The 16,408-nt window shown below is 68.2% G+C and carries 16 protein-coding genes; 8 read left to right on the top strand and 8 right to left on the bottom strand.

The genetic code is table 11. The features are described from left to right. The first annotated feature begins 15 nt into the window (after window positions 1-15). Window positions 16-402: a winged helix-turn-helix domain-containing protein gene (locus EAH76_RS10195; protein ID WP_140850085.1), complete on the top strand. Its 387-nt coding sequence runs from the start codon at window positions 16-18 to the stop codon at window positions 400-402. On the opposite strand, the gene EAH76_RS10190 is transcribed toward EAH76_RS10195, so the two are convergent. The 7 genes from EAH76_RS10190 to hpnI form a co-directional block, all read right to left on the bottom strand. Then, entirely contained in the window at window positions 386-904 is a 519-nt protein-coding gene (locus tag EAH76_RS10190) for a hypothetical protein (protein ID WP_140850084.1), read from the bottom strand. The genes EAH76_RS10195 and EAH76_RS10190 overlap by 17 nt on opposite strands. Before the next feature lie 62 nt (window positions 905-966). Continuing rightward, window positions 967-1,941, bottom strand: coding sequence for a lysylphosphatidylglycerol synthase domain-containing protein (locus tag EAH76_RS10185; protein WP_140850083.1), 975 nt, complete (start codon window positions 1,939-1,941; stop codon window positions 967-969). Between the two features lie 356 nt (window positions 1,942-2,297). Next, window positions 2,298-3,200: a ferritin-like domain-containing protein gene (locus EAH76_RS10180; RefSeq protein ID WP_140850082.1), complete on the bottom strand. Its 903-nt coding sequence runs from the start codon at window positions 3,198-3,200 to the stop codon at window positions 2,298-2,300. A 14-nt stretch (window positions 3,201-3,214) separates the two neighbouring features. After that, the gene (gene hpnK, locus EAH76_RS10175; protein ID WP_140850081.1) at window positions 3,215-4,039 is read right to left on the bottom strand and encodes a hopanoid biosynthesis-associated protein HpnK; all 825 of its coding nucleotides are present in this window, start codon (window positions 4,037-4,039) and stop codon (window positions 3,215-3,217) included. After that, window positions 4,036-4,233: a hypothetical protein gene (locus EAH76_RS10170; protein WP_140850080.1), complete on the bottom strand. Its 198-nt coding sequence runs from the start codon at window positions 4,231-4,233 to the stop codon at window positions 4,036-4,038. The genes hpnK and EAH76_RS10170 overlap by 4 nt, the downstream gene beginning before the upstream one ends. A 75-nt stretch (window positions 4,234-4,308) precedes the next feature. Further along, window positions 4,309-5,733 carry a hopanoid biosynthesis associated radical SAM protein HpnJ gene (hpnJ, locus tag EAH76_RS10165; RefSeq protein WP_140850079.1) on the bottom strand — a complete coding sequence of 475 codons (1,425 nt, stop codon included), beginning with the start codon at window positions 5,731-5,733 and terminating at the stop codon, window positions 4,309-4,311. A 3-nt stretch (window positions 5,734-5,736) separates the two neighbouring features. After that, entirely contained in the window at window positions 5,737-6,894 is a 1,158-nt protein-coding gene (gene hpnI, locus EAH76_RS10160; RefSeq protein WP_140850078.1) for a bacteriohopanetetrol glucosamine biosynthesis glycosyltransferase HpnI, read from the bottom strand. Between the two features lie 428 nt (window positions 6,895-7,322). On the opposite strand from hpnI, the gene hpnA reads away from it, so the two are divergent. From hpnA to EAH76_RS10125, 7 genes are read left to right on the top strand one after another with little or no spacing between them, the layout of a single operon-like run. Continuing rightward, a complete protein-coding gene (gene hpnA, locus EAH76_RS10155; protein ID WP_140850077.1) occupies window positions 7,323-8,336 on the top strand; it encodes a hopanoid-associated sugar epimerase in 1,014 nt (337 codons plus the stop codon). After that, window positions 8,333-9,559, top strand: a complete 1,227-nt coding sequence (locus EAH76_RS10150; protein ID WP_140850076.1) for a glycosyltransferase — start codon at window positions 8,333-8,335, stop codon at window positions 9,557-9,559. The genes hpnA and EAH76_RS10150 overlap by 4 nt, the downstream gene beginning before the upstream one ends. Beyond that, complete coding sequence (gene hpnC / locus EAH76_RS10145; RefSeq protein WP_140850075.1) at window positions 9,556-10,407, top strand: squalene synthase HpnC; 852 nt, start codon at window positions 9,556-9,558, stop codon at window positions 10,405-10,407. The genes EAH76_RS10150 and hpnC overlap by 4 nt, the downstream gene beginning before the upstream one ends. Next, window positions 10,404-11,243 carry a presqualene diphosphate synthase HpnD gene (hpnD, locus tag EAH76_RS10140; protein WP_140850074.1) on the top strand — a complete coding sequence of 280 codons (840 nt, stop codon included), beginning with the start codon at window positions 10,404-10,406 and terminating at the stop codon, window positions 11,241-11,243. The genes hpnC and hpnD overlap by 4 nt, the downstream gene beginning before the upstream one ends. Beyond that, window positions 11,240-12,493, top strand: coding sequence for a hydroxysqualene dehydroxylase HpnE (gene hpnE / locus EAH76_RS10135; protein ID WP_170208010.1), 1,254 nt, complete (start codon window positions 11,240-11,242; stop codon window positions 12,491-12,493). The genes hpnD and hpnE overlap by 4 nt, the downstream gene beginning before the upstream one ends. A gap of 9 nt (window positions 12,494-12,502) precedes the next feature. Then, on the top strand, window positions 12,503-14,563 hold the full coding sequence (locus tag EAH76_RS10130; RefSeq protein ID WP_140850073.1) for a terpene cyclase/mutase family protein: 2,061 nt from the start codon (window positions 12,503-12,505) through the stop codon (window positions 14,561-14,563). Beyond that, window positions 14,560-15,339 (top strand): phosphorylase, encoded by a 780-nt coding sequence (locus EAH76_RS10125; protein ID WP_140850072.1) that lies wholly within the window; start codon window positions 14,560-14,562, stop codon window positions 15,337-15,339. The genes EAH76_RS10130 and EAH76_RS10125 overlap by 4 nt, the downstream gene beginning before the upstream one ends. Here EAH76_RS10125 and hpnH read toward each other — a convergent pair. Further along, window positions 15,259-16,404 carry an adenosyl-hopene transferase HpnH gene (gene hpnH / locus EAH76_RS10120; protein ID WP_140850071.1) on the bottom strand — a complete coding sequence of 382 codons (1,146 nt, stop codon included), beginning with the start codon at window positions 16,402-16,404 and terminating at the stop codon, window positions 15,259-15,261. The genes EAH76_RS10125 and hpnH overlap by 81 nt on opposite strands. Between the last annotated feature and the right edge of the window lie 4 nt (window positions 16,405-16,408).

Raw genomic sequence — 16,408 nt, 5'->3', positions numbered from 1 at the left:
CGTCCGGCTGGCGCGATGAGCCGGATCGGCCGCCTGAAGATCAAGGCGCAGCTCTATTGCGGCGACGAGCTGGCGATGGGGCCGGGCAAGGCCGATTTGCTCGAGGCGATCTCGCGCGAAGGGTCGATCTCGGCGGCGGGGCGCGCGATGGGGATGAGCTATCGGCGTAGCTGGTTGCTGGTCGACAGCATGAACCGGTGTTTCGTCGAGCGGCTGGTCGAGACCGTCGCCGGTGGCGGGGCGGGGCGGGGGGCTTCGCTCACGCCGACCGGGCGGGCGGTGCTCGATGCGTATCGCGCGTTGGAGGCGGCGCTCGCCGAATCAGCCGGGAGCGGTGCGATGGCCGAGCTTGACGCGCTGCTCAGGGCTGCGCCGCTGCCGCCGGTCAGGGACGATTCGTGATCAGCACCGACGCGGCGGCGGCCTTGCTGCCCGCGATCTGGAGCGTGTAGCGACCGGGCGCGAGTTTGAAATCGACCATCTTGGCGATACCGCTGGACGCCGCGCCGTGCGCGTGCGCGGTCGAGGTCTGGGCCTTGCGACCCTTGACGACGTCGATCCACGCAGGGGTGCCGAGCAGGACGCGGTAGGTGCCAGCGCGCGCGATCGAAAAACTCGCCATGCCGCCGAGGCTGGTCGGCTCGCCCAGCTTGGACGGGGTGAAGGGATAGCGAACGGTGTCGCTCGGCGCGAGCATCAGCTCGGTGCGGCGGCCGACCGTCAGCCGCGTGCGGGCGAGCGTATTGCGGTCGGTCGCGGCGGCGAGGCTCGGGCCGGTCTTCCACGCCGCGAGATCGGCGGGGAGCGGCGCGGCGGGGGTCGGGCAGGTCTCGGGCGCATGCTGCATCGGTGCCGCCTGCGCGGCGACGAGGACGGGGGCGAACAGCAGGAACAGGGAACGCATCGGGTTGTCGCCTTGGCCGGAGGATCGTTCGGGCTATACGATTGCCCGAGAAGCCGAGCAATTCACGAGACGACGCGTCGCGCCTCGCCGATCTGCCAGGCGAGCAGCGCCGGCACCGCGATGATCACGTCGCGCGCGCGCTTGAGCAGCGACAGCGCAAGCGCGGTCGCGGGCGGCAGGCCGACGAGCGGGCCGATCAGCACATAGGCCGCCTCCTGCACGCCGATCGCGCCGGGGATCGCGAAGGCGACGCTGCGCAGCGTGAAGATCAGCGCCTCGATCATCAGCACCGCCCACAGCGGGACGTGCGAGCCCATGAACTGGAGCGCGATCCACGCGCCCGCCGCACTCGCCAGCCAGGCGGCGAGGTTGAACGCGAAGGCGGCGAGGACGCGCCGGGGCTCGCGGTAGATCGCATCGAGTTGGTCACGCACCGCCGCCATCGCCGCGACCGATCCCGGCAGCATCCGCGCGCCGAGCGAACCGGCGAGCTTAAGCACCGGCTTCTGCGCGAAGACAAACAGCGCCATCAGCGCGATCATCGCCGCGACCCCGCCGAGCGCGAGTGGCACGAGGCCTTGCTGCACGGGGGCATGCGACAGGACCATCAGCAACACCGCGACGCCGCCGAGCGTGAAGATCAGTTGCGCCGCCATTTCGGTCGTCATGTCGGCGATCATCGAGGCGTAGATCACCGGCTGCGGCACGCCGAACGCGGCGAGCGTGCGCGCGCCGACGACCAGGCCGCCGAGTTGCGAGAAGGGCAGGATGTCGGTCGCCGCCTCGCGCGTGGTGCGCGCCCAGACGAACAGCCACAGCCGGTCGCTCGGCTGGTCGGTCGCGACCGCGAGCCACGCCATGCCGAGCAGCCCCAGCACGCCGCCCGACCAGAGGACGAAGGTCGCCATGCCGACCCAGCCGATCGAGCCCATTGCGGCCAGGACTTGCCCGAGCCCGACGGTGCCGACGGTCCCGGCGGCGACGGCGAGGCCGACGATCGTCGCGAGGAGGAGGCCGATGCGGGCGGAGCGGCTCATGGCGTGCCCGATACTGGTGCGCGGCTACCTTCGTCACCCCGGGCTTGTCCCGGGGTCCACCGGGATGCGCGGCGTGCGGGCTCAGCGGGCGCGGCACGGTGGACCCCGGCACGGGGCCGGGGTGACGAGTGTTGGGGGGCGGGGTCGCCCTCTATGGTGCGGCCCGCCGGGGCTGGCCGGGCAAGGGTTCGCGCAGAGGCGCAGAGGCGCAGAGAGGGAGCGCGTGCGTCGCGCGATGCGCTTTCTTTCAGGCTGGGGAGGGCAAGGTCGCTTCGCGACGCGCGCCCCCCCTCTGCGCCTCTGCGCCTCTGCGCGAACACATCAACCCCCACCACGTATCGCCACCCCCGAAAGACTTAAGCCGCTGTGGCAGCTTTCTTCTTTCCCATAAAGCGCAAGACCAGTCGAATCGCACCCGGAACGAACTTCGGCCGGATCAGCCGCTCGTCATAGACCGACAGACGCCGGTCGTTTTCCGCAAGACAGATCGCTGCCAGCTCGGGGAATTCGATCTCGACGCCCAGCTCCTTCGAGCCGTTGAGCGTAAAATTGTTCTCGGCGGCGCGGGTATTGTCCTCGCCCATGCCCTTGGCCATGTCGATCCGCTCCCAGATCAGCGCGATCCACACCGCCCACACCTTCAGCTCGAACCACGGGCGGCGCCACAGCGGCATGGTGCGGCGATGCCAAGCGACCCAGTTGACGAAGAACAGGATGTGCCGCCCTTCCTCGCGCATCACCGGCTCGAACGTGTCGACCAGTTCGTCGGGGAAGAAGCCGGTGTCCTTGGCGATCTTGAACAGCCCGAAGCCGAAGAAGCTGTCGATGCATTCCGAGAACCCGGTGCGCATGAAGGCGAATTCGGGATCGCGCGGGACCTTATATTCTTCCTCGGGCTGAAGCTCGATGCCGTAGAAGGTGACCATGTCGGCGAGCACGATCTTGTGGCGGCTCTCCTCATAGGCGTTCATGTCGATCGCGTCGCGCAGCAGCGGGTCGTGGATCTGCTGGCCATAGGTCTTGACGTTCATGCCGGCGCGACCCTCGGTCGCGACCGCGATGTCCCAGATCGGCAGCGAGACGATGCGTTGGCGCGTTTCCTCGTCGAGCACCGGCCAGTCGATCAGCGCGGGGCGATACGGATCGTGCGTGTCGAGCATCGTGCGGCAGAACAGCGTCTTGTGCGCATCGCTGCCGAGCGGAACGCGCGTGCCGGGGGCGGGGCCTGCGGGGGCCATGGATTTGGGAATGAAGTTCATCGGGTATCTCCCGGTTACAGATCGGCAAAACGCGCCAGAGTGATGTCCCGCCGCGCGACGATCGCGCGGGCTTCGGGGTCGAGCAGAGCTGCGAGCTCGGCCTCATATTGGTAGCCCGGGGCCGAAAGCGGATAGGCGCCGGTCGCGGGATGCAGATAAATTTCGCTCACCCCGTCGGGCAGATGGTCGAGCACGCCGCGCAGCCGCTCGGCATGCATCGCGCCCGACCAGGCGAGACCGAAGACGCGGTCGGGGACCTTCACGCCACGCTTGCGCGCCGCGACTTGGACGAGCTGCGCGAAGGGCCGCGCGATGTCGAAGCCGGTGACGGGCTCGAACTTGGCCAGCGTCGTGCGATCCTCGACCGGCGCGCGCATCGCCGTCATGCCGTGGCGCAGGCCGACCTCGAGCAGCACGCCGACGATCACCGGGTGCAGATGCATGTGCTTGTGCGTGTTGACGTGATCGAGCGGGAGGCCGGTCGCCGCGAACAGCGCGAATTGCGCTTCGATCTCGGCCTCGAGCTGGCGACGCACCGATTTCAACCCGACGAGTTTCAGCGCGACGGGGAGCGATTCGATGCGGAACTTGCCGTGCGCATCGACCAGATCGGGGATCTGCGACGGCAGCAGCGCGGGCGGCGTCTCGGCGAGCGCGACGTGCAGTCCCACCCCGAGCGTCGGGGTGCGGCGAGCCCGTTCGACCGCATCGGCCGCGCCCGCGCCCGTCACCATCAGGCTGGTGACGGTCAGCACGCCTTCGCGATGCGCCTGCTCGACCGCGGCGTTGACCTCAGTCGAAACGCCGAAATCGTCGGCGGTGATGATGGCGGTCTTCACGCCGGGGCGAACCCGTAGAAGACCGGATCGGCGAGCACTGCATCCGCGACGTTCTGCGGATTGGGCACCGCGATCCGGCGCAGAACTGCGATCATCGCGGTACGGTCGCGCGCGCGGACCGCATCTTCCCACAGCTCGACCCGGCCCGTCGCGGCGAGCCGCTCGTTGACCGTCATGCCCGCCAGTGTCGTCATACCCAGAACCACAATCTACTCTTCGGAAGACCCGTCTCCGTTCAGCCCGAACGGAGAGGGGTGTCCCCGGCCTCGTTACGCAGGCTCTTTGCGGCGACGCAGGAAGTCGAAGAATTCGACGCCCTCGCGCAGGCGCCGCTTCATCATCTGCCAGTCGGTCAGCATCTCGCGGACGATATCCCAGATCTTCGACGGGCGGAAGTAGAAGCGCTTGTAGAACTCCTCGACCTTGTCGAAGATCAGCGCCGACGGCAGATGCGGGTAGGACAGCTGCGCGATCTGCGTGCCGCCATCGGTCAGCAGGTGATCGCCACCGTCGAACCAATTGTTCTCGACCGCCTGCTTGTAGAGGAACGTCCCCGGATACGGCGCCGCGAGCGACACCTGGATCGTGTGCGGATCGATCTCCTTGGCGTAGTTGATCGTCTCCTCGATCGTCTCTTCGGTCTCGCCCGGGAGGCCGAGGATGAAGGTGCCGTGGATGACGATGCCGAGTTCGTGGCAATCCTTGGTGAACTGCCGCGCGACATCGACGCGCAGGCCCTTCTTGATGTTGTGCAGGATCTGCTGGTTGCCGCTCTCATAGCCGACGAGCAGCAGGCGCAGGCCGTTCTCCTTGAGGATCTTGAGCGTCTTGTACGGCACGTTCGCCTTGGCGTTGCACGACCAGGTCACGCCCAGCTTGCCGAGCTCGATCGCGAGTTCCTCGACGCGCGGGAGGTTGTCGGTCAGCGTGTCGTCGTCGAAGAAGATTTCCTTGTTCTGCGGGAAAGCCTCCATCACGTACTTAACTTCCTCGATCACATGACCGATCGAGCGCGTGCGGTAGTTGTGCCCGCCGACGGTCTGCGGCCACAGGCAGAAGGTGCAACGGCTCTTGCAGCCGCGGCCGGTGTAGAACGAGACGTACGGGTGGAGCAGATAGCCGCCGAAATACTTCTCCATCTGCAGATCGCGCTTGTAGATCGGCGATACGAAGGGGAGGCTGTCCATGTCCTCGATGACCTTGCGGTCCTTGTTGTGGATGATCGCGCCGTCGTCGTCGCGCCAGCTGATCCCTTCGACTTCGCGCAGCGGCATGCCGTTTGCGACATCGACGATCGTGAAATCGAACTCGTTGCGCGCGACGAAGTCGATCGCGGTGGAGGTTTCGAGCACCTTGGTCGATTCAACCGCGGCCTTGGCGCCGATGAAGCCGATCTTGATGCGCGGGTTGCGCTGCTTGATCAGCTCGGCGGTGTGGACGTCCTGGCGGAACGAAGGCGTCGAGGTGTGGAGGATGACGAGGTCGCGCTCGTCCATCTCATGCTTGATGTCGTCCCACGACTGGTCGTGCGCGGGGGCGTCGATCAGCTTCGAGCCCTCGACCATCGCGGCGGGCTGGGCGAGCCAGGTCGGATACCAGAAGGACTTCACTTCGCGCTTCATCTGATAGCGCGCGCCGGCACCGCCGTCGTAACCGTCGAACGAGGGAGCCTGGAGAAAAAGGGTCCGCAACATGATTTAGTGCTCCGTGACCGCTGCGATGCGGCCGTCCTGCTTCATTGTAAGGGTCGCCCCGCGCCAATCAACCGACCGGACGAAGAAGCTGGCGATATAGACCGCAAAAGCGGCGAAATCATGCAGCAACGCGATTCCGAACGACGCGACCCGCGTCCCTACCGCCGCATCGATGGTTCGCACAACCACCCAGCGCGCGAAAATTGCTGCGAGTGCGAGCGCGAGCCCGGCGGCCGGCCAATAGAGGGCGGCCAGCACCGCGACCGGCAAGGGCAGTCCGACGATGCTGCCGACATAGGGCCAAAAGGTCAGATCGCGTACCGTCGCGGCCCAGCGCAGTTCGTGGCGCCACAGGGCGGGGAAGCTGGCTTCATCGCAAGCGTGGGTGACGAGCATCGGCGGCACCGCGACGGTGAGCCCGAGCGCGCGGACGCTTTCGCCGATGGCATAATCGTCGGCGAGGACGTCGGCGAAGCGCGCAAAGCCGCCGATCGCATCGAGCGTCTCGCGCCGCAGCGCGATCGTCGAGCCCATGCACGGCGTGGCGAGCTGCTTGGCGACGCCGAAGGTCGCGCCGGGCAGGAACTGATAGCTCACGCCGGCGGCAGCCATAAGCGACCAGAAACCGGCGTCGCCGCGCCCGCGATACAGGCACGTGACCGCGCCGACGCCGGGGGCATCCAGCGCGGCGAGAACTTGCGCGACGTAGTCGGGCGCGACCGCGATATCGCTGTCGCTGAGGATGACGATCGGGTGGCACGCGACGCGGTCCATGTTGATGAGGTTCGACAGCTTGCCGCTCGCGCCGTGGCTGGTAGCGTCGATGACGAGGTCGATCTGGGCGTGTGGGTGGGCCGCCTTGAGGTCGGCGATCACCGCGATCGCGGGGTCATCGGCGCGCTGCACGCCCAGCACCAGCTGGAGCGGGGCGTCATGCGATTGCGCGAGGAAGGTCGCGAGATTGTCGAACAACCGCGGCTCGGCACCGTAGAGCGGCTTGAGCAGGGTGACGGCCTCGCCACGCACTGGTGCTGGGCGCGCAGCGGCGAAGAAGCGGCGGAATGCGAGCGCGGCGACGAGCAGGAAGCCGACCCCGCACGCAGTCAGCAGGATCGCCAGCCAGCCGAGGGCTGCGACGAGAAGGATCAGGAAAGGCTGCACGATGCGACCCTTACGCTGCTCGATAGAGGCGGGCTAGGCGCTGGGCGTGTGAAAAGCGCGTCATCTCTTTGTGCCGCCGCTTCGTCACCCCGGCCTTGTGCCGGGGCCCACCGGGCAACGACGCTGCGCCCTGACGTGCTGCGATGCGCGCGCTGCGCGGTGGACCCCGGCACGAGGCCGGGGTGACGGCGGGGGCAGAGGTTCCGGCATTCGATCCTCCCCCGCCAGGGGGAGGTGGCAGCCGCAGGCTGACGGAGGGGGCGGAAGCGTCGCGCCCGCTTATCGAGCGCTCGCTTGCCTCCCCCTCCGGCCCATACGCGCCACCTCCCCCTGGTGGGGGAGGATTGCCGTTGGCGAGGCGCGGGACGCATCGCGGAGGTTTGATCTTGCGCCGCGCCGTTCTACAGCGCGGCGGGTGAGGAGATACGGTGGCGGACGCGGACATCATATTGGTAACCGGGGTTTCCGGCTTTGTCGGCTCGGCGGTCGCGCTCAAGCTGGCGGCGTCGGGCGCGCGCGTGCGCGGGCTGGTGCGGGCGAGCAGCGCGCGAACGAACCTCCACGATTTCCCCGGCGAATTGGTCGAGGGCGATGCGCGCGATCCCGTAGCTATGGCGCGCGCGATGGCGGGCGTGCGGCAGCTGTACCACGTCGCCGCCGATTACCGCATCTGGGCACGTGATCCCGAGGAGATCGTCCGCAACAACCGCGCGAGCGCCGCGACCGTTATGGAGGCGGCGCTGGCCGCCGGGGTCGAGCGGATCGTCTATACCAGCAGCGTCGCGACCTTGCTGCCCGGTGACCATAAATCGTCTGGGGGCCGACCTTCTGACGAGACTCGGCCCGCGACGCCCGAACAGGCGGTCGGGGCTTACAAGCGCAGCAAGGTGGTCGCCGAGCGGCTGGTCGAGGCGATGGTCGCCGAGCAGGGCCTGCCCGCGGTAATCGTCAATCCCTCGACCCCGATCGGCGCGCGCGATGCGCGCCCGACGCCGACCGGGCGGATCATCGTCGAGGCGGCGAGCGGGCGGATGCCGGCGTTCGTCGAGAGCGGGTTGAACCTCGTCCATGTCGATGACGTCGCCGATGGACATATCGCGGCGATGGCCAAGGGGCGGATCGGGGAGCGCTATGTGCTTGGCGGGCAGGATGTCGCGTTGCGCGAGATGCTGGCGACGGTGGCGGGGATCGTCGGGCGCAAGCCGCCGACGGTGCGGATTCCTCGCGCGCCGTTGTTTCCGCTGGCTTGGGTCAATGAGCAGGTAGCGCGCGTGACGGGGAAGGACCCGTTCCTGACGCTCGATTCGCTCCGGATGGCAGCGCACGACATGTATTATTCGAGCGCCAAGGCCGAGGTGGAACTGGGGTATCGCGCGCGGCCGTACCGCGAGGCGCTGGCCGAGGCGATCGCTTGGTTCGCGCAGGCGGGGATGCTGGCGTGATTGGGCTGGGTGTTGCGCTGCTGTCGCTGGCGATCTGGCTGGTGCTGGTTTTTGCGCGCGATGGGTTTTGGCTGACGCGGGAGCTGGACTCTCTTCCTCCCCTCCCAGAAAGGGAGGGGGCGGGGGTGGGTCGGCCTAATGCGGGCGTTACCCTCTCCACGGGCCGACCCACCCCCAGCCCCTCCCTTCCAGGGAGGGGAGGCGCGGGGGCTTGGCCATCGGTTACCGCGATCGTTCCGGCGCGTGACGAGGCGGAGGTGATTGCGCGGTCGATCGGGAGTCTGGCCGCGCAGGATTACCCCGACGATTTCCGCATTGTGCTGGTCGATGATTCGAGCAGCGACGGCACCGCCGACATCGCGCGCGCGCTCGGGTCGGACCGGCTAAGCGTCGTCACCGGCGCGCCGCTCGCGCCCGGCTGGACCGGTAAATTATGGGCCGTCTCGCAGGGCATCGCCGCCGCCGGCGACGCGCCAGATTACCTGCTGCTGACCGACGCGGACATCGCGCACGCGCCCGACACGCTGCGCAGCCTCGTCACGCGCGCGGTCGAGGATGAGCGCGTGCTCGTCTCGCTGATGGCGCGGCTGCGCTGCGAGAGCCTGGCCGAGCGCGCATTGATCCCGGCGTTCGTCTGGTTCTTCCAGATGCTCTACCCGTTCGCCACGGTGAATCGCCGCGGGCGCGGATTGGGCGCGGCGGCGGGCGGCGTCATGCTGGTCGAACGGAAGGCGCTCGAAGCGGCGGGCGGGATCGCCGCGGTGCGCGCCGCGCTGATCGACGATTGCGCGTTCGGCGCGTTGATGAAGACGCAAGGCGCGGTCTGGCTCGGGCTGACCGACCGCGCGCTGAGCATCCGGCGCTACGACACATGGGGATCGGTCGCGGCGATGATCTCGCGCTCGGCTTATGCCCAGCTTCACTATTCGCCGCTGCTGCTTGCCGGCACGACGCTCGGCCTCGCGCTCACCTATCTCGCGCCGCCCATGCTGGCGATTGCCGCGCGCGGGCCGGCGCAATATGCTGCGATCGCCGCGTGGGCGCTGATGGCGCTGGCGTTTCAGCCGATGTTGCGCTTCTACCGCCGCTCGCCGATCTGGGGACTGCTTTTGCCGGCCATTGCCACTTTCTATGCGGGCTGCACGCTGCTCTCGGCGTGGCAGCATGTCCGCGGCCGCGGCGGGCTTTGGAAGGGCCGCGTCCAGGCGGATCTCGCGGCATGAGCGGCGCGACCACCGCCGATGCGCTCGCCTCGGGCAAGGGGCATAAGGACGAGAATTTTCCGGTCGCCTCGGTGCTGCTCAAGCCCGAGCATCGCGCGCCCGTGATGGCCTTCTACCGCTTCGCGCGCGGGGCGGACGACGTCGCGGACAATCCGGCGGTCTCGGCCGACGCGAAGCTCGCGCTGCTTGGCGCCATGCGCGCGACGATCCTAGGCCGGAGCGATGCCGACGCCGCCTCGGTTGCGCTCCGCACGACGATGGGCGCGCACCGGATCAGCCCGCAGCACGCACTCGACCTGCTCACCGCATTCGAGCGCGATTGCACCGTCGACCGCTGCGCCGACTGGGCGGCATTGATGGACTATTGCCGCTATTCGGCGATGCCGGTCGGGCGCTACGTGCTCGATGTGCACGGCGAGGACCATGCAACCTGGCCCGCGTCCGATGCGCTGTGCGCGGCGTTGCAGGTCATCAACCACACGCAGGATTGTGCGAAGGATTATCGCGCGATCGGGCGGGTCTACCTTCCGCTCGACCTGATGGCGCAGCATGGCGCCAAGCTCGAAGACCTCGAACAGCCTGTCGCCACGCCGGGCCTGCTGGCGACGATCCGCGATCTCGCCGCGCGCAGTGCGCAATTGCTCGACGAATCGGCGGGGTTTGCCGGGCAGATCCGCGATCGCCGCCTCGCGGTCGAAGTCGCGATCATCCACCGACTCGCAGTAAGCCTGACGCAGCGCCTCAAGACGCGCGATCCGCTGTCGCAGCGCGTCCACCATCGCCCGTACGAGGCGCTCGGTCTCGCGGCGTTGGCGGCGGCATCACAAATGGTTAAGGGGCGGGCATGAACCCCAAGGCGACCCCCGCGCAGCTCCAGGCGCAAGTCTCGGGCAGCTCCTTCTATGCCGGCATGCGCGTGCTGCCCAAGGTGCAGCGCGAGGCGATGTACGCGGTCTACGGCTTCTGCCGCGAGGTCGATGACATCGCCGATGACGAGGTCGGCGACCGGCCCGAGCGCGCCGCCGCGCTCGATGCGTGGCGCGCCGATATCGAGTCGCTCTATGCCGGCGGCAATCCCGGGCGAGCTGCCTTGGTCGCCGAGGCGGTGCGCCGCTTCGCGCTCGACAAGGCCGATTTCCTCGCGGTGATCGACGGCATGGCGATGGATGTCGAACGCGACGTCCGCTGGCCGCCGATGGCCGAGCTCGAGCTCTATTGCGACCGCGTCGCTTCGGCGGTCGGGCGATTGTCGGTCAAGATCTTCGGGATGGAGGACGAGGTCGGCATCGCGCTGGCGCATCATCTCGGGCTCGCGCTGCAATACACCAACATTTTGCGCGACGTGGACGAGGATGCGGCGATCGGGCGCGTCTATCTGCCACGCGAGGCGCTGCTGGCGGCAGGGATCGAGCTGCTCGATCCGATCACCGTGGTCGGCGATCCGCGCGTTGATGCGGCGTGCCGCGTGCTCGCGGCCAAGGCGCATACGCATTTCGCCGCGGCACAGGCGATCCTGGCACAGCGGCCGCGCGGGCATCTCATCGCGCCGCGGCTGATGGCGGCGGTGTACGAGCCGATCCTGGTGCGGATGGAGGCGATCGGCTGGGCGCCGCCGCGGACGCGGATCAAGGTCAACAAGCCAGCGCTGATCTTCACCGTGCTGCGGCTGATGCTGTTCCGTTGAGCGCGCGCGTCCGCATCATCGGCGCGGGGATGGCGGGGCTCGGCGCCGCGGTCGATCTCGCGCGCGCCGGGATCGCCGCCGAGCTGATCGACGGCGCGGCGCAGGCCGGCGGGCGCTGCCGCAGCTATCACGATCCGCAGCTCGGCCGGACGATCGACAATGGCAATCATCTCGTCCTGTCGGGCAATCGCGCGGTGAACGATTATCTCGCGACGATCGGCGCGAGCGATTGGCTGAGCGGACCGCTCCACGCCGATTTCGCGTTCGTCGACCGCCAGACGGGCGCGCGCTGGGCAGTGCGCGTCAATGACGGGCGCCTGCCGTGGTGGATCTTCCGCGACGGCCGCCGCGTGCCGGGAACGCGGGCGGGAGACTATCTGCGGTTCGGCAGATTGCTCGGCGCTGGCGCCGCGGAAACCGTCGGCGATCGCGTCGCGCCGCGTGGCGCCGTGTGGGACAAATTGATCGAGCCGATCCTGCTCGCGGTGCTCAACACCGCGGTGGCGGACGGGTCGGCGCGGCTGACCGCGGCGGTGATGCGCGAATCGCTCGCCATGGGCGGACGTGCGAGCCGGCCGCGCATCGCCGAGCCGACGCTGGCTGCTGCCTTCGTTGATCCCGCGCTGGCGTGGCTCGAGGGGCAGGGGGCGCGGCTGACGCTGGGGCGGCGGCTGCGCGCGCTGAAGTTCGCCGACGACCGCGTCGTCGCGCTCGATTTCGGAGCGGGCGAGGAGCCGCTGGCGTCGGACGAGTCGGTGATCCTCGCGGTGCCGCCCTGGGTTGCCGAGTCGCTGGTGCCTGATCTCGTCGTGCCCGACGTGTTCCGCGCGATCGTCAACGCGCACTTCGCCTACACCCCGCCGGCGGGTGTCGCGCCGATGCTCGGGGTGATCGGGGGGACGGCGGAATGGATCTTCGCCTTTCCCGATCGGTTGTCGGTGACCGTCAGCGCGGCGGACCATCTCGTCGATACCGATCGCGCAGACCTCGCAGCGACCTTCTGGGCGGATATCGCCGCGATCCACGGGCTCCCGGCCACGCTGCCGCCATGGCAGATCGTGAAGGAAAAGCGCGCCACTTTCGCGGCGACGCCCGAGCAGGACGCCAAGCGCCCGCCCGCGCAAACGCGCTGGCGCAACCTGTTCCTGGCGGGCGACTGGACCCAGACCGGGCTGCCCGCGACGATCGAGGGCGCTTTGCGATCGGGCGAAACCGCTGCCCGCTTGGCGCGTGGGCGCGCTCTCGGCTAAGGGCGGGGCATGACTATCGAGACGATCGACCGCGCGAGCCTGGTGAACGAGGCGGACGCCACCGCGAACCGTGCCGCGGCGGCTTTGGGCGAGCTGCAGCGCGCCGATGGGCATTGGGTGTTCGAGCTCGAGGCCGATGCGACGATCCCGGCCGAATATGTGCTGTTGAAGCACTATCTGGGCGAGCCGCGCGACGCCGAGATCGAGCGCAAGATCGGCAACTACCTGCGCCGCATCCAGTCGCCGAGCCATCACGGCTGGGGGCTGTTCCACGGCGGGTCGTTCGACGTGAGTGCGAGCGTGAAGGCGTATTTTGCGCTGAAGATGATCGGCGATCCGGTCGATGCGCCGCACATGGTGCAGGCGCGCGCCGCCATCCACAAGGCGGGCGGCGCGGCCGCGGTCAACGTGTTCACGCGGATCCAGCTCGCTTTGTTCGACTGCGCCGATTGGAAGACCGTGCCGACGCTGCCGGTCGATCTGATCCTGCTGCCGCGCTGGTTCCCGGTGCATCTTTCGAAGATGTCGTATTGGGCACGGACGGTGATCGTGCCGTTGCTCGTGCTCGCGGCGAAGAAGCCGGTCGCGCGCAACCTTTCGGGCGTGCGGGTCGACGAGCTCTACACGCACAAGCGCGCGCCGCTCGAGAGCCGGGCGGCGGGGACCAAGCGCGCCTGGACGGCGTTCTTCGGGGGGGTCGACATGGTGCTCAAGGCGGCCGAGCCGCTCTGGCCCAAGCGCACCCGCCGCCGAGCGATCCGGGCGTGCCTGAGCTTCGTGACCGAGCGGCTCAACGGCGAGGACGGATTGGGCGCGATCTACCCGGCGATGGCGAACAGCGTGATGATGCTCGATTGCCTGGGCTGCCCGGCCGATGACCGCATGCGGATGATCGCGCGCGAATCGGTCGAGCGCTTGCTCGTGATCAAGGACGACGAGGCCTATTGCCAGCCGTGCGTCTCGCCGGTGTGGGACACCGCGCTCGCCGCGCATGCAATGCTCGAGGCGGGCGGCGACGAGGCCGAGGCGCGCGCGATGGCGGGGCTGGCGTGGCTCAAGCCGCTGCAGGTGCTCGACGTGAAGGGCGACTGGGCCGAGGAGAAACCCGACGTCCGCCCGGGCGGCTGGGCGTTCCAGTACAACAACGCGCATTATCCCGATCTCGACGATACCGCCGTCGTGGTGATGGCGATGGACCGCGCGAAGGATCTCGCGACCCTTAGCCCCTCCCCTTCAGGGGAGGGGTTGGGGTGGGGCCGTGCCGCGAATCGGACGATGGGTGCCGAAACCACGTCCCCACCCCCAGCCCCTCCCCTGAAGGGGAGGGGAGAGGACTATGCCGAATCGATCGCGCGCGGCGTCGAATGGACCGTGGGCTTGCAGAGCAAGGACGGCGGCTGGGGCGCGTTCGATGCCGACAACAGCTATCATTACCTCAACAACATCCCGTTTGCCGATCATGGCGCGCTGCTCGACCCGCCGACGAGCGACGTCACCGCGCGCGTCGTGTCGATGCTGGCGCAATTGGGCGAGACCGATTCGCCGCGGATGAAGGCGGCCTTGGCGTTCCTTGAGAAGGAGCAGATGGCCGACGGCAGCTGGTTCGGGCGCTGGGGGGTGAATTACATCTATGGCACCTGGTCGGTGCTGTGTGCGCTCAACGCCGCGGGGCTCGATGCGAAGCATCCGATGATGCGGAAAGGGGCCGACTGGCTGCTCCACATCCAGAACCTCGACGGCGGCTGGGGCGAGGATTGCGAGAGCTATGCGCTTGATTACAAGGGCTATACGCCCGCGCCTTCGACTGCGTCGCAGACCGGCTGGGCGCTGCTCGCGCTGATGGCGGCGGGGAAGGTCGATCATCCCGCGGTCGAGCGCGGCGTGCGGCATTTGATCGCCACGCAGGCGGCCGATGGGCTGTGGGGGCAGGAGAAGTATACGGGCGGCGGTTTTCCGCGCGTCTTCTACCTGCGGTATCACGGGTATCCGGCGTATTTCCCGCTTTGGGCGGTGGCGCGGTATCGGAATCTGAAGCGCTCGAACGCGGGCCGGCCGGCGTTCGGGATGTGACGCTGCTTGTCGCCTGCGGGCTGCACCGCGAGGCGGCTATTATCGCGCGGCCGGGTGTGGTGGTGGTCGCTGGTGGCGGGGATTCGGCGCGGTTGGAGCGCGAGTTGGAGGCGGCTGTGGCTGGCGCGTTTGCCGTCTTGTCGTGCGGCGTAGCGGGGGCGCTCGATCCGAGGTTGCGGGCCGGCGATGTCGTGGTGGGCACCCTCCACCACAGCCGTCACCCCGGACCTGTTCCGGGGTCCACCGTGCCGCGAGATCTACGGCCCGAGCACGCGCGGCACGGTGGACCCCGGGACGAGCCCGGGGTGACGGAGAGGGTGGGGGCTGGGCGCGAATTCATTGGATGGCTCGCGCGCCATCTTCCCGAAGCTTACTCTGGCACAATCATCGGTGCGGATACGATCATCGCTTCCGCCGCAGAAAAAGCCGCGCTCTATGCGCAAACCGGCGCAATCGCCGTCGACATGGAATCGCACATCGCAGCCCGAGTGGCCGCGCGGCACAACCTGCCCTTCGCGATCCTGCGCACCATTTCCGATAGCGCCGACCACGCGCTCCCACCGGCGGCGCTCGTCGGCATGAACCCCGACGGGAGTGTCGCGCTCGGCGCCATCCTCAAGTCGCTGGCGAAAAACCCCGCGCAGCTCCCCGCGCTCCTCCGCACCGGCCGCGATGCCGGTGCGGCGTTCCGCGCTTTAGGCCGCGCGCTGGGTGCGCTTGAAGCCGTCGGGATCGGCCGCCTTGATCTTCGCGAGCTCGGCCTCGACATGCGTTGAGTGGACGTCCTCGGCCTTGCGCGCATGGCTGAGGTCGATGTCGGGCGCCATCGGGCCCTCGGTGCGGATGCCCTTGCGGCCGACGGTGAACATTTTCAGTGGGTTGCGCACGGCATCCGCCGCGGCGGTGCCCTCGAAGCCGCAATGCACCATGCAGTTAGAGCACTTTTCATACTTGCCGACGCCGTACTGATCCCAGTCGGTGCCTTCCATCAGCTCGGCGAACGTCGGCACATAGCCCTCGCCGACGAGGTAGCACGGCTTCTGCCACCCGAAGACGGTGCGCAGCGGCATCGACCACGGCGTGCATTCATAGGTCTGGTTGCCCGCGAGGAAATCGAGGAACAGCGGCGAGTTGGTGAAGCTCCACGCGCGTGCGCCATCGCCGCGCGAGAAGACGTCGCGGAAGAAGTTCTTGGTGCGCTCGCGCGTCAGGAAATGCTCCTGGTCGGCGGCGCGCTCGTACGAATAGCCCGGCGAGATCGTGATCTCGACGCCCAGCTCTTCCATGATGTCGAAGAACCCGGCGAGCCGCTCGGCGGAAGCGCCCTCGAACACGGTGCAATTGACCTGGACGCGGAAGCCCTTCGACTTGGCGAGCTTGATCGCGTCGATCGCGATCTCGTAGGTGCCGTCCTGGTCGACGGCGTGATCGTGCATGCCCTTGTCGCCATCGAGATGGATCGACCAGGTGAAGTACGGCGACGGCTTGTAGTCGTCGATCTTCTTCTTGAGCAGCAGCGCGTTGGTGCAGAAGATCACGAACTTCTTCTTCGCGATATAGCCCTCGACGATGCGCGGCATGTCGCGATGGAGCAAAGGCTCGCCACCGGCGATCGAGACGGCGGGCGCGCCGCAATCGTCGATCGCTTCCATACACTGCTCGTACGACAGGCGCTGGTTGAGGATCGCGTCGGGATAATCGATCTTGCCGCAGCCGGGGCAGGCGAGGTTGCAGCGCAGCAGCGGCTCGAGCATCAGCACGAGCGGATATTTGCCGCCCTTGATCTGGTTCTTGAGCGTGTAGGCGCCGATGCGCATCAGCGGAGCGAGGGGAAGCGTCATGGCT

This window comes from Sphingomonas glacialis, from assembly GCF_006439055.1.
Taxonomy (GTDB): Bacteria; Pseudomonadota; Alphaproteobacteria; order Sphingomonadales; family Sphingomonadaceae; genus Sphingomonas; species Sphingomonas glacialis_A.
The sequence above is the reverse complement of the archived record's forward strand: the minus strand, read 5'-3'. Positions and strand labels throughout refer to the sequence as shown.

Coding starts and splice junctions, on each gene's coding strand:
- EAH76_RS10195 (WP_140850085.1), top strand. CDS start 16: ATGAGCCGGATCGGCCGCCTGAAGATCAAGGCGCAGCTCTATTGCGGC.
- EAH76_RS10190 (WP_140850084.1), bottom strand. CDS start 904: ATGCGTTCCCTGTTCCTGCTGTTCGCCCCCGTCCTCGTCGCCGCGCAG.
- EAH76_RS10185 (WP_140850083.1), bottom strand. CDS start 1,941: ATGAGCCGCTCCGCCCGCATCGGCCTCCTCCTCGCGACGATCGTCGGC.
- EAH76_RS10180 (WP_140850082.1), bottom strand. CDS start 3,200: ATGAACTTCATTCCCAAATCCATGGCCCCCGCAGGCCCCGCCCCCGGC.
- EAH76_RS10170 (WP_140850080.1), bottom strand. CDS start 4,233: ATGACGACACTGGCGGGCATGACGGTCAACGAGCGGCTCGCCGCGACG.
- hpnJ (WP_140850079.1), bottom strand. CDS start 5,733: ATGTTGCGGACCCTTTTTCTCCAGGCTCCCTCGTTCGACGGTTACGAC.
- hpnC (WP_140850075.1), top strand. CDS start 9,556: ATGAGCGGCGCGACCACCGCCGATGCGCTCGCCTCGGGCAAGGGGCAT.
- hpnD (WP_140850074.1), top strand. CDS start 10,404: ATGAACCCCAAGGCGACCCCCGCGCAGCTCCAGGCGCAAGTCTCGGGC.
- EAH76_RS10130 (WP_140850073.1), top strand. CDS start 12,503: ATGACTATCGAGACGATCGACCGCGCGAGCCTGGTGAACGAGGCGGAC.
- hpnH (WP_140850071.1), bottom strand. CDS start 16,404: ATGACGCTTCCCCTCGCTCCGCTGATGCGCATCGGCGCCTACACGCTC.